The sequence below is a fragment of the Mesorhizobium sp. W016 genome (assembly GCF_054719485.1).
Genome location: NZ_JBTTIF010000002.1, coordinates 2,261,734 through 2,282,495, shown reverse-complemented (window position 1 = coordinate 2,282,495; position 20,762 = coordinate 2,261,734). Strand labels below are relative to the sequence as shown.

Sequence of the window (20,762 nt, the reverse complement as noted above, 5' to 3'; positions counted from 1 at the left end):
CCCCCCTCTGGCCTGCCGGCCATCTCCCCCGCAAGGAGGGAGATCGGATGTCGCCTATGCTTTCGCAAATCGCCGACGTTGCAGGACTAACGCAGCCGGCAAAGCTGCTGATCTCCCCCCTTGCGGGGGAGATGTCCGGCAGGACAGAGGGGGGTGTGAAGGATCGCTACCCAACAATGGCAAACGCTTCGCGCATCTTGCCTGACGCGGTCTTGACCGGTTTCTGCCCGATCCACTGCACGTGCCGGCCAAGCGTGGCGGCGGCCGATTCGGTATTGCCCTGCCGCAGCGCGCTCAGGATCGCGCGATGATCCTGGTCGGTGCGGATTTCCCATTCCGAGCGCCATGCGGCGAACAGGAAGCGGGCGCTTGCGGCGTGCAAATCGTCGATGGTGGCGATGAGCCGCGGCATGCCGCAGGGCGCCAGGATCAGCCGGTGGAAGGTGCGGTTGGCCTCCTCCCAAGAGCGGACATCGCGGGATTTGTCGCCGGCCTTTGTGGCTTCTTCGGCAAGATTGAGAATGGAAGCCGTCAGATGCGGCGCGGCATGGCGCAGCGCCAGCACTTCGAGGGCTGCCCGCATTTCGGCGACTTCCCTTACCTCGCCGAGATCGAAAGCGGCGACGCGCACGCCCCGCCTGGGCTCACTGACCGCCAGCCCTTGCGCCTCGAGGCGCCGGAAGGCTTCGCGCACCGGGACATGGCTGGTCTGGAATTCCTCGGCGATGTGATCCTGCCGCAACCGGGCTCCCGGCTCGATCGCGCCCGATATGATGCGATCCGCCAGCACCTTGCTGATGCGCACGGCGATGGTGTCGTCTGCGGTCTTTGCCATGTTTTATAGATAATTTGCGCCGCAACCGATTGTCGAGCGGTGATTGCCCGATTTTGCATGCAAACTTGCTTTGGCGCCAGGCGCGGGTCAGTTCACCCGGCTGATGCAGAAGTCGATGACGTCGATCAGCGCCGATTTCTGCGGCGCCGCCTCCAGCGGCGCCAGCGCGTCGCGGGCGATCTCGCCGAAATGGCGGGCCCGTCCGATGGTGTCGGCAATGGCGCCATGGCGGGTCATCAGGCCGATCGCCTTTTCCAGGCCGGCATCGTCGGTGACATTGTCCTCGATGGCGCGCTTCCAGAAGGTGCGCTCGGCCTTGGTGCCGCGCCGGTAGGCGAGGATGACCGGCAGCGTAACCTTGCCTTCGCGGAAATCGTCGCCGACATTCTTGCCCAGCTCCTGGCTGGAGCCGCCATAATCCAGCGCATCGTCGATGAGCTGGAAGGCAAGGCCGAGATTCATGCCGTAGGAGCGCAATGCGGCGCGATCGTTGCGCGTCGCCGATGCGATGACCGGACCGACCTCGGCGGCAGCCGAGAACAGCGCCGCGGTCTTGGCCTTGATGACGGCGAAATGCTCGTCCTCGGTGGTATCCAGGTTCTTGGCTGCCGCCAGCTGCATCACCTCGCCCTCGGCGATGATCGAGGCGGCGCTGGACAGGATGTCGAGCGCTTCCAGCGAACCGACATCGACCATCATGCGAAAAGCCTGGCCGAGCAGGAAATCGCCGACCAGCACGCTCGCCTGGTTGCCCCAGATCATGCGGGCAGTCTTTTTGCCGCGCCGCATGCCGCTCTCGTCGACGACGTCGTCGTGGAGCAGCGTGGCGGTGTGCATGAACTCGACCGCGGTGGCGAGCTTGACGTGGCCCTCGCCGGAATAGCCGAACATCTGGGCCGCCGCGAGCGTCAGCATGGGACGCAGCCTTTTGCCGCCCGACGAGATCAGATGATTGGCGACCTCCGGGATCATCTCGACGTCGGAGCCGGCCTTGGACAGGATCAGTTTGTTGACGCGCCCCATATCGGCTGCTGTCAGGTCGATGAGATCCTTGATGGAGGCGGGTTCCCGCTTCCCGTTTTCGATGTTGAGAACGACACCCACCAACAAACACTCCCGTCTTTGATCACGCGTGCGACGGCACCCTGGTCCCGCCTGGGACTCTAGGGCGGCACATACGGGCACGGCAAGAGGCGAATTGGCGCGGCTGCGGTGACGGCGTGTCAACCTTAGCGACCGCATGCCGTTGCCCGAAAACCGCTCCACACTTTTCGGCGCCATGCTCCAGCGTTTACATCAACGCTGCAACCTGCGAACTTCGTCCGATGATAGAACTCGTGCGCACCAACGATGCCGTGATCATCTCCTTCGTCGAATTGCTGATGCGCGATGCCGGGATTGCCTGCTTCGTCGCCGACCAGAACATGAGCATTCTCGAAGGGTCGATCGGTCTTTTGCAGAAGCGCGTCATGGTCGATGCCGACCAGGCCGATCAGGCGCGGCGCATCTTGAAAGACGCCGGCATCGAGAACGAAATCCGCCAGACATAATGGCTGAAGCGAGCGCGCTTACCAGCGATACGCCGGCCCATACGGTCGATGCCTTCCATCGCGGCCGCTTCTGGCTGGTCCAGCCCAGGACAGGGCATCGCGCCGGGATGGATGCCATGATGCTGGCGGCAGCAGTTCCATCCGGCTTTGCTGGACGCCTCGCCGATTTCGGCGCCGGCGCCGGTGCGGCGGGTCTTGCCGTGCTGTCGCGCTGCCCAGAGGCGCAGGTCGTGCTCGTCGAACGGTCGACCGAGATGGCAGGCTTCGCCACAACCACGCTCGCCCATCCCGGCAATGCGCATCTCGGCAATCGCGCCTCGGTGCTGACCGCCGACGTCACGCTGTCGGGCCGGGCGCGGACGCAAGCCGGCCTTGCCGACAATTCCTTCGATTTCGTCATCATGAACCCGCCCTTCAACGCGGCGCAGGACCGCGCCACGCCAGATCCGCTGCGGCGGCAAGCGCATGTCATGGACGACGGGCTGTTCGAGAGCTGGATCCGAAGTGCGGCTGCCGTCGCCAAGCCGCGCGGCGGCCTGGCCGTCATTGCGCGGCCGGAACAGCTTGGCGACCTCCTCCATGCGCTGTCGGGCCGCTTCGGCGACGCCGAGATGCTGGCCGTGCATCCGCGCCCGGAAGCAGCCGCAATCCGCATTGTCGTTAGGGCAGCGCTCGGCGCGCGCGGCAAGCTGTCGATCCGCCCGCCTTTGATGCTGCATGGGCAAACGGGCGACGGCCCGTCGGAACGAACCGAGATGATCAACAACGGACTGGCGTCGCTGTTTGGCGATTGATTTTGGGCCCGTCAGTGTCGTTGCCGCAAAACCGGCACACAGTTGGCTGAGATGGATTGCAGCATTGCCGTTGACCCGCAAATCCCTACATGCGTTGAAGCCATTTGGAGACAGCCACCTCGTGAAACGCCTTTTCAACCGCCTGCTGCCGAAATCCTGGCGATCCAGCGTCGTCACCATTCCCGTCATCAGGCTGCATGGCACCATCATGGCCGGCGGCGGCCCGTTCCGGCCGAGCCTGTCCTTGGCGTCCACCGCCGCCCTCATCGAAAAGGCGTTCCTGTTCGATGCGCCCGCCGTCGCCATTTCGATCAATTCGCCTGGCGGCTCGCCGGTGCAGTCGCGGCTGATCTTCAAGCGCATCCGTGACCTCGCGGTCGAGAAGAACAAGAAGGTGCTGGTCTTCGTCGAGGATGTGGCGGCCTCGGGCGGCTACATGATCGCGGTCGCCGGCGACGAGATCTTTGCCGATCCGTCCTCCATCGTCGGTTCGATTGGTGTCGTCTCGGCCTCGTTCGGCTTTCCCGAACTGATGAAGAAGATCGGTGTCGAGCGCCGTGTCCACACCGCCGGCCAGAACAAGGCGGTGCTCGACCCGTTCAAGCCGGAGAAGAGGGAAGACGTCGAGCGCCTGAAGGCGCTGCAGCTGGAAGTGCACGAGACCTTCATCGACCTGGTCAGGGAACGCCGTGGCACCAAGCTGAAGGACGATCCGGACCTGTTCACCGGCCTGTTCTGGACCGGCAAGAAAGGGCTGGAGCTTGGCCTCGTCGATGCGTTGAGCGACATGCGCACGGTACTGAAAACCCGCTTCGGCGCGAAAACCCAGCTCAGGCTGGTCACCGCGCCGCGTGGCCTGTTTGGCCGCATCGGCCTGTTCGGCTCGAACGTTTCGGCGCCCGATATTGCCGCCGCCGCCGCAAGCGGCGTGATCGATGCGGCGGAAGAGCGCGCATTGTGGGCGCGCTTCGGGCTTTGAAAAAGCCGGGAAAGCGTCTAGCATGAGCGCTTGACAGTCTGCCTTGCCGTCTTGCGAGGGAGGAGCTTTGAAATGCCACAGATCATTTTCTTCGCAGTTGTCGGCGCCGCCGCTTATTTCGGCTACCGCACTTTCGTCCGCGAGGCCGAACGTGTGACCGCCAAGGTGCGGCGCACCGAAAAGCAGGCAGCCAACGGCACCAACGGCACGCTGGTCCAGGATCCCAAGACCGGCGAATACCGCCTGGCCAAGGACTGAGCATCATCCCGTCAGCAGCCGACAGTTTGGATGCCGCAGCCCGGACGTGGCTTGCGCCCGCCAAGATAAATCTGGCGCTGCACGTCACCGGCAGGCGCGCCGACGGGTATCATCTGCTCGAGAGCCTGGTCGTTTTCACCCGCTTCGGCGACAGGGTCGAGATCGAGCCTGCCGACGCCGACCGGTTCTCCGTATCGGGCCGTTACGCGACTTCCGTGCCGATCGACGACAGCAATCTGGTGGTGAAGGCGCGCGAGGCGCTGCGCAGGCAGGCCGGCCAGCAGCGCACGCCGCCGGTTGCCATCCGGCTGGAAAAGAACCTGCCGGTCGCATCCGGGGTCGGCGGCGGCTCGAGCGACGCGGCGGCGGTATTGCAGGGTCTTGTCCGGACCTGGGGGCTCGACATCGGCGAGGCCGAACTGAGCCGGATCGGTCTCACGCTCGGCGCCGACGTGCCGATGTGTCTTGCGGCAAAACCGCTGGTTGCGCGTGGCGTCGGCGATGAGCTGTCGCCAATTGCGGATTTTCCTGCGCTGGCCTTGGTGCTGGTCAATCCCGGCGTCGCCGTCTCCACGCCCGATGTGTTCAATGCACTTGAAAAACGCGACAATGAAGGACTGCCGCCGCTGCCGCGCGGTTTCGATTTCCACGGCGTCCGCAATTGGCTGGAGATCACCCGCAACGATCTTGAGGAACCGGCGCAAGCAATACAGCCGCCCATCGGCAGAGCGCTTTCCCTGCTGAACAGGGCCGGATCTGGATTCTCGCGCATGTCGGGATCCGGCGCGACATGCTTCGGGCTGTTCGAGACCGGCAATGTCGCCAAGCGCGCCGCCGCCGAGATTCGCAGTCGCGAACCGGAGTGGTTTGTCGCCGCGACACGAAGCATCGCTTCGGAGGGGGCCGATGGCCAAAATTGACGAGAGCCGGCCGTTCATCCCGGTGCGCATCGCGGTGCTGACGGTGTCCGATACGCGCAGCCTTGCCGACGACAAATCCGGCCAGACGCTGGCTGATCGCATCGCCGAGGCCGGCCATGTCCTGGCCGCGCGCGACATCGTCACCGACGACCGGGAGAAAATCCGCGACAAGGTGCTGGGCTGGTCGCGCGACGAAGACATCGATGTCGTCATCACCACCGGCGGCACCGGTTTTACCGGCCGCGACGTGACGCCGGAGGCGCTGGAGCCGATCTTCGAGAAGCGCATGGATGGCTTTTCCGAAGTGTTCCACCGCATTTCCTACGACAAGATCGGCACCTCGACAGTGCAGAGCCGGGCGACGGGCGGCGTCGTCAACGCCACCTTCGTCTTTGTGCTGCCGGGCTCGCCCGGCGCCTGCAAGGACGCCTGGGACGGCATCCTGAAACCGCAGCTCGACTACCGCCACATGCCCTGCAACTTCGTCGAGATCATGCCGCGCCTGGACGAGCAGTTGCGGCGCGGCAAGGCCGCCTCGTAAACCAAGGCAAAGCCGGCCAAGTGCTGCCTTTGTCAGGCAGAATGGCGGCTGCGCCTTCGAGAGGTCATTTCCTCCGGGTCGTCGGGCGGATAGTCTGTCGCCAAGTCAAGACGGAAGAGATCCAATGAGCGCGCACCGCGGCGGCTGCCATTGCGGCAACATCCACCTGACCTTCGAAACCGGAATTGAGCCGTCCGAGATGGAGATCCGCGCCTGCCAGTGCGCGTTCTGTGTCCGGCATGGTTCGCGCGCCGCCGCCGATCCGCAGGGGCGATTGATCGTCGCGGTCGAGGACGAGGCCCGGCTGCACCGATACCGGTTCGGATTGCGCACCGCCGATTATCTCATCTGCCGGGACTGCGGCGTCTATGTCGCTGCTGTGACCACCGACGGCGAACCGAGAGCGATCGTCATCGTCAATGCGCTGGATGACCGGCCGCGGTTCAACCGCGAGCCGGTCCCAATGGACTATGATGCCGAGAACAAAGAGGGTCGCATTGCCCGGCGGCAAGCGCGCTGGATGCCGGTCGAGATCCGCTCCGGCGTCAGCGGATGACCGGCTCGCCGTGGAAGCGGCGGCGCGAGGGCGGCGAGACGCCGAAGCCGACCTCCATCATCAGCCGTGGCGTGGTGGACGGCACGGTGCCCATGTGGAAGCCGAACGGGTCCTCGACGAAGCCGAGGCCGGCCTCGCCGGTCAGCGTGACCGGGCTGTCGTCGCCATAGACCTTGAGCACGTCTTGCGCCGGATGGCCGACCAGCAGCGTCAGCTGGTGCTTGAGACTGCGCCTGTTGTGGCTGCCTTTGACATAGACATGCGGACCGGTGCCGGCATCGCAGGGTTTCAGATAGAAGAAGAATTTCAGCATCCGCCAGTCGTCGAGATCGAAATGATATTTGCCGAGCGAGGCAAGGTTCTTGTCGGCGTCGGAAGCCTCGCCGGTCGGAAAGCTCCACCAGACACGCGTGGTGATCAGCTTTGCCTGCCCGCCCAGATAGTGCTGGGCGATGTCGAGCAGCAGCGGGTCGTTCTGGATGGCGAGTGCCGCCTTGCAGCCGAGGATGCGCTCGAAATAGTGTCCGCTGAGCAAAGAGCGGCCGAACCGCTTCTCGGCTTCTGCGTGTTCTCCGGGCATGAATTCGAGCCGGCGGTCGAAATTGCCGAAGCACGGCGTGCTCTGAGCAAAGCTGGCGATCTCTTCGTGGATTGCCTGCGGAAGGACCAGTCCGGAGAACAGGCCATCGGTGCGCAGCGCCGCGACGATCGACTTGAGGTCGACGCCCCTGAACATCGTCGCTCCGGCACTCTGCGCGGGGCGCGCGGCTTTGGCGCCAAGCCAGTGCAGCTTGCGCGCCGGCATGGTGCGGGCAAGCACGAACATCGGCAGCCATGCGGGATTTTCGCGCAGGTCGGACAGATAGGTCGGGATACGCACCGCAATGCGGCGGAGCAGGCTGCCGTTGCGGGCAATGGCTTCCAGACTGGGGGCGCCGGATTTGTCAGGGGACGAAAGGTTCATCGGGGTCCTCAGATATGAACGGCAGCAACGACGACGCGGCGCTTGCTTACCGCTCCGGCACTACCCAAACCCCGATATCCCGCATCAACGGAATGCTAATCCCGCGTCAGCTTTTGTGCAATGCACAATAGCTTTTTGCGGCGAAAAAGAGGGATGGTGCTGCGACCGTGCCAATGCGGATGAGACGATGGCGCTGCCCCTCATCCGCCCTTCGGGCACCTTCTCCCCGTGAACGGGGAGAAGGAAGAAACATCACTTCTTCGGCGCCAGCCAGATTTCGGCGTCGAGCCGCCTGGTGGCGAGACCGCGCGCAAGGGCTTCGGCGCTGTGCGCGTTCTTCGACAGGGCAGCGGCCTGGCGCTTGCTGATGACCAGCCCTTCGGCCAGCGCCCGGTTGCCCGAAAACACCCGTGACAAGAACGGCGTGCGGCTGCCGCGCGCACGGGAAAAGCGCGCCGGCATGGTTTGCCGCGCCGTGTGAGCGACAACGTCGTCGATCCAGCCCTCCGCCAGCCTTGCGCCGGGTTCCAGAAACAGCAGCCAGTCACCCTTCGCCTGCCTGATTCCCGCGGCAATGCCGCCGGCCACGAAGTGGCAGCCGGCATGATCGGCAACCCGATGCGTCTGGTCGGTCGAGCCGGTGTCGCAGACGATGACATCGCGCACCACGCCCTCGACCGCGCCGCCGATCAACGAGGCGAGCGTGCGGGCAAGGCCTTCTTCGTCATCCCGGGTTTCGATGAGAACGCTGAGCATTTTTAGCCGAATAGCGGAAAGCCCGGCGCAGCGCCAGTTTTGCATGGCCCAACGAAAAAGTTCTTGCTTTGTTCTCATCAGCGAAATAGGATTATTTTCATGAACAGAGCGATTCGACAGCCAGCCGACAGTCCTTGGGAAAGGGCCAAAATGGAACATATCGTGCGTGCGGACATTGCTGCTTTCGGAGCAGGGCGAGCCGAGATGGCCAATGCGATGATCGAACAGAGCGGCATGCGCGTCCGTCCGGATCGCAACCGCGGCCGTTCCGCGGGCATCAACCCGTCCGGCCGGTTCGAGCCGGTCAGCCGGCATGTGTTCGACGACGGCTGGAATTCGCTGGAGGAATTGCCGCCGTTCAAGACCGAAGTGCAGGTCGAGAAGCCGCGCACCATCATCACCCGCAACGAATCGCCCGACATTTCCTTCGACCGCTCGATCAACCCCTATCGCGGCTGCGAGCATGGCTGCGTCTATTGTTTCGCCCGGCCGACGCATTCCTTCATGGGCCTGTCGCCGGGGCTGGATTTCGAAGCGAAGCTGTTTGCCAAGCCGGATGCGGCGCGGCTGCTCGACAAGGAACTGTCGAAGGATGGCTATCAGCCGCGCACCATCGCGATCGGCACCAACACCGATCCCTACCAGCCGATCGAGAAACAATACCGGATTATGCGCGAGATCCTCGAAGTGCTGGAGGCGCGCGGCCATCCGGTCGGCATCGTCACCAAATCCCATCTGGTGACGCGCGACATCGACATCTTGTCGCGCATGGCCGAACGGGGCTTGGCCAAGGTGGCGCTGTCGGTGACAACGATGGACCGCATGCTGGCGCGCACCATGGAGCCACGCGCGTCGACGCCGACCAAGCGGCTTGAGGCGATCCGGCAGCTTTCCGATGCCGGCATTCCGGCCTCTGTCATGGTGGCGCCGATCATTCCCGGCCTGACCGACCAGGAGATGGAGCGCATCCTCAATTCGGCACGCGCCGCAGGCGCCCGCGAGGCCGGCTATGTCATCCTGCGCCTGCCGCTCGAGGTGGCGCCGATCTTCAAGGACTGGCTGCTGCGCCATTATCCCGACCGCTATCGGCACGTGATGTCGCTGATCCGTTCGATGCGCGACGGCAAGGACTATGATTCGGAATGGGGCAAGCGGATGAAAGGCGCCGGCCCCTATGCCTGGCAGATCGGCCGGCGCTTCGAGATCACGGCCAAGCGGCTCGGCCTCAACGCCGAGCGGCGCACGCTCCGAACCGACCAGTTTGTCGCCGCCGCCAAGGCGACCGAGCAGCTGATGCTGCTCTGAGAGTAGCGCCTGCCCTGCCCTCGTGGCTGTCAGGCGACCCAAGAATCCCGTCCGGCCTGTCCCCCGGCCTGCAGACGGTGCCCTCCCGGTCTTGCCCCACTCGACCTTGGAGGGACTTGCGGAGAATCGGAGCCGATGCGAACCTCGCCGCAACATGGCTCGCGCACGTTCCGATTCTCCGCTTCTTTTCGAAATCGTCGAAAAGCCCGACTTCTCCTTCGAGACGAAGGCGATGGCGGAAGGCCTGTGGCCGGTGGCAGGCATGGACGAGGCCGGCCGCGGTCCGCTGGCCGGGCCGGTGGTGGCGGCGGCCGTGATCCTCGATCCCGCCAACATTCCCGACAGGCTCGACGATTCCAAACGGCTCAACCATTTGCAGCGCGAGGCGCTGTTCCTGAAAATCCTGGGGTCAGCGCTCGGCGTGTCGATGGCCTCGGTCAGCGCCGAAGGCATTGACGGCAGCAACATCCTCAAGGCCAGCCTGGAAGCCATGCGCCGCGCCCTTGCCGGCCTGCCGATCCAGGCGAAGCTGGCGCTGGCCGATGGCCGCGATGTGCCGCCGGGCCTCCTCTGCGAAGGCCGCGCGCTGATCAAGGGCGACCAGCGCTCGCAATCGATCGCCGCCGCCTCGATCGTCGCCAAGGTGATGCGCGACCGCATGATGTGCGGCTGCGGCAGCCATCACGAGCGCTACGGGTTCGAGGTCCATATGGGCTACGCCACCGTGCGGCACCGCACCGCGATCGAAGCGCATGGGCCGGTGGCAAGGCTGCACCGGGCATCATTCGCGCCGTTCAGGCTGGGTGGGGTTGAGGTGGTGGAAGAAGAAGGGTTTGTCGGGTTGGACAGCTAATCTCCCCCCTTGAGGGGGAGATGGCCGGCAGGCCAGAGGGGGTCGCGCGCGTGAAGTGCTAGCCCTTCTTGGTCGCAGAAAGAGCGTCGCGCCTGGTCGAACGGACCCCCTCTGTCGCCTTTGGCGACATCCCCCCCTCGAGGGCCCTCGAGGGGGAGATCAGGCGCACCACCGCCTTCGCCAATCTCCGTCGCCGCTCAACAAAAAAGCCGCCAGGTTGCCCGGGCGGCTTGATGTCAGCGAGTAACCCCGCTCAGTTCAGCCTGGCCTTCACGTCCTGCAGCGCGGACTTGAACAGGTCGGCGCCGGCCTTGGCGTCGATCTTGCCGGCAAGCAGCGTGCGGGCCGCCTCGACGGCGATGTCGACGGCGCTGGCGCGCACTTCGGCGACGGCTTCGCGCTCGGCCTGGCCGATCTTCTGCTCGGCAAGCGCAGTGCGACGGGTGACATAGTCTTCGGTCTTCTTGTGCGCCTCGGCGGCAAGCATGTCGGCCTCGCGCTTGGCGGCAGCGACGATGGCTGCGGCCTCCTGCTCGGCTTCCTTGCGCTTCTTCTGGTATTGGCCGAGCAGTTGCTGGGCCTCTTCGCGCAGCCGGCGGGCTTCATCGAGCTCCTTGCGGATCCGGCTGGCACGGCCATCCAAGGAGGCGCCGAGCTTTTTCGGGACGCCGGCCCAGATCAGCACACCGAGAAACACCAGCAGTGCAATGAAAACCCACAGTGTAGCTAGACTGGTAGCATTCATTGTCGACTCACTTTGCAAGTGCGGCCTTCACGGCCTGCTCGATCTCGGATTTTGTAGCAGCACCGGTGGCGAAGTATTTCAGGATCGCATCGGTCGTATCGATGGCAATCGCGCTCACTCCGGACATCGCCTTCGTCTTCGCCGCAACGATGGCCGTTTCCGCTTCCGCCAGTTTGGCGGCAACGGAAGCCTCGGCCTCGGCGCGCTTGGCATCTGCTTCGGCCTTCGCAGCGTTGCTTGCCTTCTGGGCAATCGCCGATGCGTTGTTGCGTGCCTCAGCCAAAGCCTGTTCATAAGCGGCCGCCATCGCATCGCTCTCGTTCTTGAGGCGATTGGCTTCGTCTATGTCCGACGTCAGCCGGTCGCTGCGCGCGTCGAGAACAGACGCCACGCGGGGCAATGCGATGCGCGACATCAGCAGGTAAAGCAGCCCGAAAGCGATCGCGAGCCACAGGATCTGCGATGGAAAGGTCGAACTGTCGAACGGCGGAAATGCGCCATGGCCTTCGCCATGCGCAACTTCAGTGGTCGCAGTCGCCTCGCCAGCGGCGGGTTGAGTTGCTTCAGTCGTGCTCGCCATTGCGTTCTTTCCCCCTGATAGAGATCATCAAGGGCCAGTCGCCGCCTAACAAGGAGCGGCGAACAGGCTTGGTTGTGACGCCGTCAGACGACGAACAGCAGGAGCAGGGCGACGACGAGCGAGAAGATGCCCAGACCTTCGGCAAGTGCGGCGCCGATCAGGGCGTTTGTGAACTGGCCCTGTGCGGCGGACGGGTTGCGCAGCGCGCCGGCGAGGAAGTTTCCGAAAATCGCGCCAACGCCGATACCAGCGCCACCCATGCCAATGCAGGCAATGCCCGCGCCAATCATCTTTGCAGCTTCAGCGTCCATCTTGTTTCTCCTTGCGATGGGTAATGTTGTCCAAGTCCACTGGGGCGTCCTGCCGCCAGCTTAAGTCTCTAGTGGTGTGGGTGCAGTGCGTCCTTGAGATAGACACAGGCCAGAACCGCGAACACGAAGGCCTGCAGGGCAGCAACAAGGAATTCGAGAGCGGTGATCGCCACCGTCATGAAAAGCGGGCCGATGGCGCCGATCCAGCCACCCACTCCAAGGCTTGCCAGGCTGACGATGAAACCGGCGAAAACCTTGAGCACAATGTGACCGGCAAGCATGTTGCCGAACAGTCGAAGCGACAGGCTGACCGGACGGGCCAGGAACGAGATGATTTCGATGAGCGAAATGAACGGCAGCAGCAGCAGCGGCACGCCATGGGGCACAAAGAGGCCGAAGAATTTCAACCCATGTTTGTACAGGCCGACCGCCAGCACCATCAGGATGATGAACAGAGCCAGCGTGGCGGTGATGACCAGTTGGCTGGTGACGGTGAAGAAATAAGGGATCAGGCCGAGGAAGTTGGTGAACAGCACAAAGGCGAACAGGCAGAAGATGAACGGGAAGAAGGCTTTTCCTTCCTCGCCCAGAACCTGGCGCACGAGATTGTGCACGAACGAGTAGAATTCCTCGGCTACTGACTGCAGCCGGCCGGGAACAAGGGCGCGAGGCGCCGAACCGGCATAGATCAACAGGAAGGTCAGCGCCACGGCGATGAACATGAACAGCGCCGAATTGGTGAAGGCAAATTTCATCTCGCCGATATGGCCGATCTGAAACAGATCCACGATATGAAACTGGTGGATTGGATCAACCCGATCTGCGGTGCCAGCCACGTTTCTCTACCCCAAAATTGGCTCCGCCTGGACGGAGCGGGATTGAACCCTGCTCGAGGACGATTCAATTGTCCTCATCATCGCTATGGCCGGCAGGCAAGTCTTTGCCCATCGGCACATTGGCTTGTGCTGCCTTGGCGACACGAACCATGTTTGTCAAGGCCGCGGCGAAACCACCGAGCAGGAAGATGATCAAAAAGATCGGCAACGATCCAAATAACCAATCTAAACCCCAGCCGATCAGCCCACCCACCAGAACACCAGCGACAAACTCGCTGGCAAACCGGAAGGCCAGGGCAACATTGCCCGCACTGGCCGACTCTTCCCTCTGCTCGTCCGGCTTCTTCCTTGTCGCAAGCGATGCTTCAAGGTTGCGCCGGCGGCGCTCAAGCTCTTCGTCGCGGATGTCGGCTTCATGCTTGCTGCCGCGGCCGGTTTCTCCGGTTCCGTGTGGCCCATTCTTTTCGGCCATCGAACCCCCCTGCCTGGTCAGACCGTATCCGTCCGTCCACTTGTAAAGTCGCCGGCAACATAGTTAGAGGGTCCGCGCCCGTCAAGCCACGGGCAGGTCTTCAAATGGCTGTATTTTCTGCATTGAAATCAAAGACTTGCAAAGGTGCGACATCGTGCCCGGTACAGCAGTGAGGATGCGTGGCTCGAATCCTTCCGGCAAGCGCCGCCAGATGCCCCGGCCAGCGCAACGCAAGCCGCCGCCAGCCGAAGGGCTCAGCTCCAGCCGCCGCCATACGTGCGGTAGAAGATATGCAGGCCGATCTTGGTCATCTTCTGCATCGTGCGCGCCCAGCCTGGATGGACATAGTTGGCGTAGTAATGGGTCGATGAGCCGACTTCGGGAATGAAGATCTTGCCGGCGGTGACCGCCATCGCGACGTCCTGCGCGGTCTTGTAGTGGGCGGGGCTCTCGATGCGCTTCTTGCGGCCGTCGCAGGCGAAGGAGAACTGGCAGCGGTTCAGCCAGTTGTCGTTCTGGTAGACGACGCCGCAAATCGAGTTTGGATAGGCCGGATTGCGGACGCGGTTCAGAATGACCTGGGCGACGGCGGCCTGGCCGCGCACGGATTCGCCGCGCGCCTCGAAATAGATGCCGTTGGCAAGGCAGGCCTGCTCCTTCGTGGAGAAGACGCTGGCCGGCAGCGGGTTCTGGATCCACGAGTGGTCACCCTTGGCCATCGGCGGAATGAAGCGCCCGCTGCTCGGCTCCTCGTCCTGCAGCAGCGCCTCGAAGGGTGAGGCCTTGGCGTAATCGGGTTCGGCCTGGGCATAGGCGGTGGCCAGCACGTCCGGTCTGTCATTGTTGACCAACGCGGCAAGCATGGCCGGCACGCCGGGATCGGGCTTCTTGTCCACATTGGTATGGAAGGCCTGGGCGATCTGGATTTCCTTGCCCTTGATGCCGGGCTTGGCGAAGGCGAGCTTCAGGCCGCTGTCCATGCTCGGCCGCAGCAGCGAGGACGTGCGCTGAAAGATCGAGCCGGCATTGAAGTTCTTCGGCGGCGCCACCGGCGAGACCTGGATGATGCGGCCCTTCTTGTCGGCGCGCATGATGCGGTCCTCGTCGGGCGTGATGCCGGCGACATTGCCCTTGCCGCGAAACGAGACCTTGCCGACGCCGGGCAGGCGCACGCCCGAGCCCGAGAGCGAACCGGTGGTGACGGAATCGATGAAAGGCATTTCGGCGGCATGAACCGAGCCGGCGACGGAGCGCTCGACATAAGAGTTCCAGCGGGTGCCCGAAGCTTCGAGGCCGGAAATCAGGCTGCCCATGTCCTGGTAGGCGACGACGGTTGGAAAGCCGATCCAGATGCCGAGCCCGATGACCAATGGCGATACGAAGGAACGTTTTTTCTCACCGGCGGCGGCGGCCAGCCGCTTCAGGACACGTCGATGCACGGGGAACTCTCCAGAAACGCAACTGAGCCACTGGAGAGCCAAAGTGAAGCATTAACCTTGATGCAGGGTTAACGCGGTCGATCGTGTTGTTCCGAAGCGGCCCGAAATGGGACGCCGTTTGCCGGCCGGCAACCCGTCAGTTCGGCCGCAGGAAAATTGGCCATGCAATCATGGCGCAGAGCGCGCCCACCAGCCAGACGCCAGGCCACGACCAGATGAGCAGCAAAGCCGGAATGGCGGTCGGCACCACGGAGAAGGCGATGAAGACGAAGCTGTTGGCAAGACCGAGCGCGGTTCCGGCGCGGCTGGCACCGGCAAGCGTGGCGAGTTCGGTGTAGGCCACGCCATGCCAGGCGGAGACCGAAATGCCGGCGACGACCAGCAGCACGGCAATTGCCGGGATCAACGCGGCATGGGCGTCTGGCGTGGCTCCTGCCGCCAGGACCAGCAGGCCGACGGCCGCGAAGCCAAACGCGCTCGTCACGCTGCAGAGCCGCAGGAACCAGCGGCGGTTGCCGTGGCGGTCGGTGTAGCGGCCGCTCCAGACGCGCATCACCATCGCGCCGGTCTGCACCGCGGCAAGGCTGGCGCTGATCGTGAGCGTGGCCATGCCGGCGAAATCGTGCAGGAAGACGGAGGCGAAGGTGAGCACCGCCACTTGCGGAAAGCAGAGCAGGCCGATGGCGGTGGCGATGCGCCAGACCTCGACATTGCGCAGCGGCGCCGGACCGCCCGACTTTGCCATGGCCATGCTGCCGGCATCGTCCAGTTCCGGCGGCTGGTGCAGCCACCGCCAGGCAAACAGCGCAGAGACGGCGTTAATGGCGGCCAGCAGCCCGAAGACCGCCGCGAAACCGTGCACCGAAGCCAGCGACGGCAGGACCAGCGCGCCGAGCCCGCCGCCGAGCGGCACCGCGGTCTGCCTGATGCTCATGGCAAAGCCACGTTCGCCTTCGTGGAACCAGGCCATGATGGCGCGGCCGCTGGAACCGTTTACGCTGCCGCCGAGCAGGCCGGCGACCAGAAGGCACGCGGCCAGCATTGCGACGCCAGGCACATAGGTCACTGAGGGCACGATGAACAACGCCATCAGGGCGAGCCACGCCGCGGTCGCACCAAGGCCGGTCAACAGCACGCCGCGATCTCCCCACCGGTCGGTGAGCAGGCCCCAGGGCAGTTCGCTCAAGGCAACGCCCAGTCCGAGAAGGCCGAGGACCAGGCCGAGATTGCCATTGCTCAAGTGATAGCCCGACCGCAGAAACACCGCCGCCGCCGGTATGCCGGCGAAGGTGGCGGAGAAACCGGCATTGGCGGCAACGCCGATGCCAAGCACCTTCCAGCGATGATTGGCGGGAAATCGTTCAGCCTTCGACGTGACGGCGGCGGCTCGGCCAACTCGGCATGGCTCACGATTTGCGTCGGCAATCGACATGGCGGGACTCCTGTTGATGCCCCTTCGGGACCTTGACGCCTCGTCTTTACCGCCATAACTTCATCCCGAATATCGGGAATTTTTTGACAATTGTTCCCGAAAAACAGGACCGTTTTGATGCGCCGCGTAACCTTCGACCTTGATGTCCTCCGAAGCTTCGTCACCGGCATGGAACTCGGCAGCTTCGCCAAGGCCGCCGACCGGCTTGGCCGCTCGACCTCGGCGGTGAGCGCGCAACTGAAGAAGTTGGAGGACCAGGCGGCGACGCCGATCTTCCGCAAGTCGGGCCGCGGACTGGCGTTGACCGAAGCCGGCGAAACCATGCTCGGCTATGCCAGGCGGCTGCTCGAGTTGAACGACGAGGCGGCCTCGGCCATCCACGACGTGGAACTGGAAGGCTGGGTCAGGCTCGGCTTGCAGGAGGATTTCGGCGAGGCGGTGCTGCCGGAGGTGCTCGGACGCTTCGCCCGCGCGCACCCCAAGGTCAAGATCGAGGCGCGGATCGGGCGCAGCTATGAACTCGCCGAGCGGATCACATCAGGCAATCTCGACATTGCGCTGGCCTGGGACAGCGGCCAGGCGCTGCCTTACAGCCGGCATGTCGGCGACGCGCAATTGCGCTGGATCGGGCCGGCAAAGCTGATCGAGACCAGGCTACGCGAGGGCGAGGCACTGCCGCTGGTGGCGCTGGAAGCGCCATGCCTGCTGCGCACAGTGACGACGGAAACGCTCGACCGCGCCGGCCTGCCATGGCGGATGGCCTTCTCCAGCCCCAGCCTTGGCGGCATCTGGGCGGCGGTCGCCGCCGGCCTCGGCCTGACCATCCGCACGGATATCGGCCTGCCGGCCAATGTCAGGACGATGGCACCGCAAACGTTGGGCTTACCCGCGCTGCCAACCATGGCGCTGGTGATGCACCAGAAAGACGCCGAACTGGACCCGGTGGCGACGCGGCTGGCGGATATTTTGTGGCAGGCGGCGGTGGCGGCGCTGCCGCAGGACGAGCGGTTGAGAGAGGTCGCTTAGACGCGGTGATCACCCGGTGTCGCGTTCCGTCACACCCCCCTCTGTCCTGCCGGACATCTCCCCCTCAAGGGCCCTCAAGGGGGGAGATTGCTGTCATCAACGCTTTCGCCAATTTTTGATCTTGCAAGGTGAGAACGGCCGCAGCGGCTGCTGATCTCCCCCCTTGAGGGGGATGCCCGGCAGGGCAGAGGGGGGTGCTGCCCCGCCAATCTTGCGGAGAATTTCGCAACCGTCACCGCTCACTTGCGCTTGTTCGCTCTCCCCGCGAACGGGTTGTCCGAAGTCCGCAGCGCTATCCTGATCGGCACGCCGGGCATGTCGAAGGCTTCGCGCAGGCTGTTGGAGAGGTAGCGGACATAGGATTGCGGCATCGCGTCGGGCCGCGAGCACTGGACGACGAAACCCGGCGGCCGGGTCTTGGCCTGGGTGACGTATTTGACCTTGAGCCGGCGTCCGGCGACGGCGGGCGGCGGATGATGCGCAAGAATGCTTTCCAGCCAGCGGTTGAGCTTGCCGGTGGAAACGCGGCTGTTCCACACCTTGTGCGTCTTGATGACGGCATCCATCAGCTTGTCGAGGCTGCGCCCGGTCTCGGCCGAAACCGTCACCGCCTGGATGCCGCGCACTTGCGGCAAAAGCCGTGTGGTCTTTTCGCGCAATTCGGCCAGCAGTTCCTGCGGATTGTCGATCAGGTCCCATTTGTTGAAGGCGATGACCGGCGCCCTGCCCTCGCGGATGATCAGGTCGGCGATCTGGAGGTCCTGCTTCTCGAATGGGATGGTGGCGTCGAGCACGATGATGACGATCTCGGCAAAGCGGATGGCGCGCAGACCGTCCTGCACCGACATCACTTCCAGCTTTTCGTGGATCCTGGCCTTGCGGCGCATGCCGGCAGTGTCGAACAGTTTTAGGCGACGGCCATGCCAGTCCCAGTCGACCGAGATGGAATCGCGGGTGATGCCGGCTTCCGGGCCGGTCAAAAGCCGCTCCTCGCCGATCAGCGCGTTGATCAGCGTCGACTTGCCGGCATTGGGACGGCCGACGACGGCGATGCGCATCGGCTTGGTGTCGTCATAGGCAGGTTCGGCGTCGGGATCGGTGATGTCCTCGCCGATCAGCACCTCGCTGGCGGCGACGTCCTCGGCCTCGTCTTCTTCCTCGCCGAAGGCGCGGTCTTTGCCCAGCGCCTCGATCACCGCGTCGCGCAGATCGGGCATGCCCTGGCCGTGCTCGGCCGAGACCGGGATCGGCTCGCCGAGGCCGAGTTCCCAGGCCTCCAGCATGCCGCCCTGGGCGCCCTTGGCCTCGGCCTTGTTGGCGACCAGCACGACCGGCTTGCCGGATTTGCGCACGATCTCGGCAAAGGTGCGGTCGTCGGGCAAAAGGCCTGATTTGGCGTCGATGGTGAAGAAGATCAGGTCGGCTTCGCGGATCGCGATCTCGGTCTGCGCGCGCATGCGGCCGGGCAACGTCGAGGCGGCGGCGTCTTCGAAACCGGCGGTGTCGATGACATCGAAATGCAGATCGTAGAGTTTGGCCGCGTGGACGCGACGGTCGCGGGTGACGCCCGGCGTGTCGTCGACAAGCGCCAGCTTCCGTCCCACCAATCGGTTGAAAAGCGTCGATTTGCCGACATTGGGCCGGCCGATAATGGCGACTTTGAAGCTCATCCGGCTATCCATATCATCGCCCAAACCGCAGCGCGCCCTTGGGTCAGGCCCGAGGGCAGGCTTTGGGCGATGCGTATCATGACGCGCCCGAGCCGCGGATCAATTCCGACATCAGCGTCGCCCGCTGGCGCGCGTTGCGCGGGGCGCCGTCATCGGCGGCGATCTGGTCGAACAGTTTCAGCGCATCCTGGGTCTTGCCTTCCTTCCAGGCGGCAAGGCCGAGCGCTTCGCGCGCTGTGTGGCGCAGCGTGTTGTTGTCGGCGGTCAGCGCCTCGACGCGGCTGGAGACGTCGGCGAAGGAGCCGTGATCGACGAGCAGCAGGGCGGCCCGCAGGCGCGCCATGTCGCGAATGCCCTGGGGAATGGCGTTGTCGGCGGCGACGCCATCGAAATCGGCGACGGCGGCGGCAAAGTCGCCCTTGTCGGCCTTGACGGTCGCCGCGCGCATGCGGGCGAGCAGCGGATAGGCGCCGTAGCCGTCCTTTTCCAGCTGTTCGAGGGCGGTCAGCGCCTCGTCGCTCTTGCCGTCATTGGCAAGCTTCAGCGCCTGCGAGAAGGCATCGCCGGAGCGGTTGGCGCGCGTCTCGTCCCAATAGCGGTAGCCGACGAAGGCGGCGGTGCCAAGCACCACCAGGATGGCGAGGCCAAGGATCGCCGGACCAAAGCGGTCCCATAGCGCCTGCGCCTGCTCGCGACGGATCTCGTCGTTGACTTCGCGGATAAAACTGTCGTCGGACATCAATCAAAACCATTGCTGCCCTAACAGGGGCGCTTCTTGAGCCCGCGTTTTAGCGAAATTTCGCGGGCATGGAAGGGGCTCGGCAGGAAAATCGGCTAATCGCCGGGCGCATAGCTGCCGACGTTGATCGCACCCACGCCACATTTTGCCGATAGCCGGCTTGGACTGCCTCCAGATCAAGCCCAGATTGCCGATGCCACGTTTGTCCCGCGTTGTTGCGTTTTCCTCAGCCGTGCTTGCCATGGCTGGTGCGGCTTTCGCCGACCCGCCGGCGCCGCCTGCCCCGGCAAAGCCGAAGCAAATCGTCATCATCTCGTTCGATAGCGCCCGGGAGATCTCGCAATGGCAGCGCAGCCGGGCGCTGGCCAAGCGCACCGGCGCGCATTTCACCTACTTTTTGTCCTGCGTCTTCCTGCTGTCGCCGCAGACGCGGGCCGACTACACAGCTCCGGCCAAGTCCGCGGGCAAATCCAACATCGGCTTTGCCGCTTCGAAGCAGGACGTCGCCGATCGGCTCGATCAGATCGGGCTCGCCGCTTCGGAAGGCCACGACATCGCCAGCCATGGCTGCGGCCATTTCGACGGCAAGGACTGGAGCAAGGCCGACTGGCTGAAGGAATTCGCCTCGTTCGAGCGCATTCTGGAAAACGCCTATGCGATCAACGGTATTGAACCCGAGCCCAAGGGATGGCGCGATATTGCCCATGCCGTTGTCGGCTTTCGCGCGCCGTACCTCTCGACCAGCAAAGGGCTCTATGAGGCCCTGCCTGAAGCCGGCTACCACTATGATGCCAGCGGCGTTTCGAAAGGCCCGGTCGAGCCGCCGACCGGCGGCGGCTTGACCCGCTTTTCGCTGCCGCAGATCCCGGAAGGCCCTGATGGTAGGCTGGTGATCGCCATGGACTACAATCTCTATGTCAGGCATTCCGGCGGCTTCGAGCGGCCAAGCCAGGCGGCAGACTTCACCGAGCGGACGTACCAGGCGTTCCGCGCCGCCTTCGACAGGCAATATCAGGGCAAGCGCATCCCGCTGGTGCTCAGCTTCCACTTCACGCCGATGAACAACGGCGCCTACTGGGACGCGCTGGAGCGCTTTGCCGGCGAAAACTGCGTCAAATCAGATGTCGAGTGCATCAGTTTTCGCGATTATGTGCAGCGGCAACGTGGTAGCGAGAGGCAGGCGGCGGTGGGCGGCTGAGCC

Annotated in this window: 24 protein-coding genes; 11 read left to right on the top strand and 13 right to left on the bottom strand. The window is 64.2% G+C overall.

What is annotated here, in order from left to right; all coding sequences use genetic code 11:
* Nucleotides 1-166: 166 nt before the first annotated feature.
* Together ACYG9V_RS11325 and ACYG9V_RS11320 are read right to left on the bottom strand one after the other, a co-directional pair.
* Nucleotides 167-835, bottom strand: a complete 669-nt coding sequence (locus ACYG9V_RS11325) for a GntR family transcriptional regulator (protein WP_023687112.1) — start codon at nt 833-835, stop codon at nt 167-169.
* A gap of 87 nt (nt 836-922) precedes the next feature.
* Nucleotides 923-1,939, bottom strand: coding sequence for a polyprenyl synthetase family protein (locus ACYG9V_RS11320; RefSeq protein ID WP_352758212.1), 1,017 nt, complete (start codon nt 1,937-1,939; stop codon nt 923-925).
* 221 nt (nt 1,940-2,160) lie between these two features.
* Between ACYG9V_RS11320 and ACYG9V_RS11315 the strand changes: the two genes are divergently transcribed.
* The 7 genes from ACYG9V_RS11315 to ACYG9V_RS11285 all read left to right on the top strand — a co-directional run bounded on the left by ACYG9V_RS11315 (nt 2,161) and on the right by ACYG9V_RS11285 (nt 6,433).
* The gene (locus ACYG9V_RS11315) at nt 2,161-2,385 is read left to right on the top strand and encodes a putative signal transducing protein (RefSeq protein WP_460221948.1); all 225 of its coding nucleotides are present in this window, start codon (nt 2,161-2,163) and stop codon (nt 2,383-2,385) included.
* Nucleotides 2,385-3,179: a tRNA1(Val) (adenine(37)-N6)-methyltransferase gene (locus tag ACYG9V_RS11310; RefSeq protein ID WP_023702056.1), complete on the top strand. Its 795-nt coding sequence runs from the start codon at nt 2,385-2,387 to the stop codon at nt 3,177-3,179. The genes ACYG9V_RS11315 and ACYG9V_RS11310 overlap by 1 nt, the downstream gene beginning before the upstream one ends.
* Nucleotides 3,180-3,300: 121 nt before the next feature.
* The gene (locus tag ACYG9V_RS11305) at nt 3,301-4,158 is read left to right on the top strand and encodes a S49 family peptidase (RefSeq protein WP_023834487.1); all 858 of its coding nucleotides are present in this window, start codon (nt 3,301-3,303) and stop codon (nt 4,156-4,158) included.
* A 72-nt stretch (nt 4,159-4,230) separates the two neighbouring features.
* Complete coding sequence (locus tag ACYG9V_RS11300; RefSeq protein WP_023668475.1) at nt 4,231-4,416, top strand: membrane protein; 186 nt, start codon at nt 4,231-4,233, stop codon at nt 4,414-4,416.
* A 26-nt stretch (nt 4,417-4,442) separates the two neighbouring features.
* A complete protein-coding gene (locus tag ACYG9V_RS11295; protein ID WP_352762757.1) occupies nt 4,443-5,336 on the top strand; it encodes a 4-(cytidine 5'-diphospho)-2-C-methyl-D-erythritol kinase in 894 nt (297 codons plus the stop codon).
* The gene (gene moaB / locus ACYG9V_RS11290; RefSeq protein WP_352762760.1) at nt 5,323-5,877 is read left to right on the top strand and encodes a molybdenum cofactor biosynthesis protein B; all 555 of its coding nucleotides are present in this window, start codon (nt 5,323-5,325) and stop codon (nt 5,875-5,877) included. Before ACYG9V_RS11295 ends, moaB begins: the two co-directional genes overlap by 14 nt.
* 124 nt (nt 5,878-6,001) lie before the next feature.
* Nucleotides 6,002-6,433 carry a GFA family protein gene (locus ACYG9V_RS11285; protein ID WP_352658811.1) on the top strand — a complete coding sequence of 144 codons (432 nt, stop codon included), beginning with the start codon at nt 6,002-6,004 and terminating at the stop codon, nt 6,431-6,433.
* Here ACYG9V_RS11285 and ACYG9V_RS11280 read toward each other — a convergent pair.
* On the bottom strand, nt 6,423-7,397 hold the full coding sequence (locus ACYG9V_RS11280; RefSeq protein WP_023687106.1) for a hypothetical protein: 975 nt from the start codon (nt 7,395-7,397) through the stop codon (nt 6,423-6,425). The two genes, ACYG9V_RS11285 and ACYG9V_RS11280, sit on opposite strands and share 11 nt — an antisense overlap.
* 252 nt (nt 7,398-7,649) lie before the next feature.
* Nucleotides 7,650-8,153: a glycosyltransferase gene (locus ACYG9V_RS11275; protein WP_023684377.1), complete on the bottom strand. Its 504-nt coding sequence runs from the start codon at nt 8,151-8,153 to the stop codon at nt 7,650-7,652.
* Nucleotides 8,154-8,303: 150 nt separating this feature from the next.
* Here ACYG9V_RS11275 and ACYG9V_RS11270 point away from each other — a divergent pair, with 150 nt between their 5' ends.
* Both ACYG9V_RS11270 and ACYG9V_RS11265 read left to right on the top strand, forming a co-directional pair.
* Complete coding sequence (locus ACYG9V_RS11270) at nt 8,304-9,458, top strand: PA0069 family radical SAM protein (RefSeq protein ID WP_460221947.1); 1,155 nt, start codon at nt 8,304-8,306, stop codon at nt 9,456-9,458.
* Between the two features lie 154 nt (nt 9,459-9,612).
* Nucleotides 9,613-10,311 (top strand): ribonuclease HII, encoded by a 699-nt coding sequence (locus tag ACYG9V_RS11265; protein WP_352762762.1) that lies wholly within the window; start codon nt 9,613-9,615, stop codon nt 10,309-10,311.
* Nucleotides 10,312-10,564: 253 nt separating this feature from the next.
* On the opposite strand, the gene ACYG9V_RS11260 is transcribed toward ACYG9V_RS11265, so the two are convergent.
* The 7 genes from ACYG9V_RS11260 to ACYG9V_RS11230 all read right to left on the bottom strand — a co-directional run bounded on the left by ACYG9V_RS11260 (nt 10,565) and on the right by ACYG9V_RS11230 (nt 16,126).
* Nucleotides 10,565-11,056 (bottom strand): F0F1 ATP synthase subunit B, encoded by a 492-nt coding sequence (locus ACYG9V_RS11260; protein WP_027050065.1) that lies wholly within the window; start codon nt 11,054-11,056, stop codon nt 10,565-10,567.
* A gap of 7 nt (nt 11,057-11,063) precedes the next feature.
* Complete coding sequence (locus ACYG9V_RS11255; protein WP_027050066.1) at nt 11,064-11,636, bottom strand: F0F1 ATP synthase subunit B; 573 nt, start codon at nt 11,634-11,636, stop codon at nt 11,064-11,066.
* Between the two features lie 83 nt (nt 11,637-11,719).
* Nucleotides 11,720-11,947 (bottom strand): F0F1 ATP synthase subunit C, encoded by a 228-nt coding sequence (locus ACYG9V_RS11250; protein WP_027050067.1) that lies wholly within the window; start codon nt 11,945-11,947, stop codon nt 11,720-11,722.
* Between the two features lie 68 nt (nt 11,948-12,015).
* Complete coding sequence (locus ACYG9V_RS11245; RefSeq protein ID WP_027050068.1) at nt 12,016-12,783, bottom strand: F0F1 ATP synthase subunit A; 768 nt, start codon at nt 12,781-12,783, stop codon at nt 12,016-12,018.
* Between the two features lie 64 nt (nt 12,784-12,847).
* Nucleotides 12,848-13,255 (bottom strand): AtpZ/AtpI family protein, encoded by a 408-nt coding sequence (locus tag ACYG9V_RS11240; protein ID WP_033001056.1) that lies wholly within the window; start codon nt 13,253-13,255, stop codon nt 12,848-12,850.
* A gap of 254 nt (nt 13,256-13,509) precedes the next feature.
* Nucleotides 13,510-14,694: a cell wall hydrolase gene (locus ACYG9V_RS11235; RefSeq protein ID WP_023668487.1), complete on the bottom strand. Its 1,185-nt coding sequence runs from the start codon at nt 14,692-14,694 to the stop codon at nt 13,510-13,512.
* 136 nt (nt 14,695-14,830) lie between these two features.
* A complete protein-coding gene (locus ACYG9V_RS11230; RefSeq protein WP_352762764.1) occupies nt 14,831-16,126 on the bottom strand; it encodes an MFS transporter in 1,296 nt (431 codons plus the stop codon).
* Nucleotides 16,127-16,243: 117 nt separating this feature from the next.
* On the opposite strand from ACYG9V_RS11230, the gene ACYG9V_RS11225 reads away from it, so the two are divergent.
* Nucleotides 16,244-17,152, top strand: coding sequence for a LysR substrate-binding domain-containing protein (locus ACYG9V_RS11225; RefSeq protein WP_023738457.1), 909 nt, complete (start codon nt 16,244-16,246; stop codon nt 17,150-17,152).
* 239 nt (nt 17,153-17,391) lie between these two features.
* Here ACYG9V_RS11225 and der read toward each other — a convergent pair whose 3' ends face one another.
* Complete coding sequence (der, locus tag ACYG9V_RS11220) at nt 17,392-18,822, bottom strand: ribosome biogenesis GTPase Der (protein ID WP_023692116.1); 1,431 nt, start codon at nt 18,820-18,822, stop codon at nt 17,392-17,394.
* A gap of 76 nt (nt 18,823-18,898) precedes the next feature.
* Nucleotides 18,899-19,561 carry a tetratricopeptide repeat protein gene (locus ACYG9V_RS11215; protein ID WP_023729304.1) on the bottom strand — a complete coding sequence of 221 codons (663 nt, stop codon included), beginning with the start codon at nt 19,559-19,561 and terminating at the stop codon, nt 18,899-18,901.
* A gap of 193 nt (nt 19,562-19,754) precedes the next feature.
* Between ACYG9V_RS11215 and ACYG9V_RS11210 the strand changes: the two genes are divergently transcribed.
* Nucleotides 19,755-20,759: a polysaccharide deacetylase family protein gene (locus ACYG9V_RS11210; RefSeq protein ID WP_023834492.1), complete on the top strand. Its 1,005-nt coding sequence runs from the start codon at nt 19,755-19,757 to the stop codon at nt 20,757-20,759.
* The last annotated feature ends 3 nt before the right edge of the window (nt 20,760-20,762 follow it).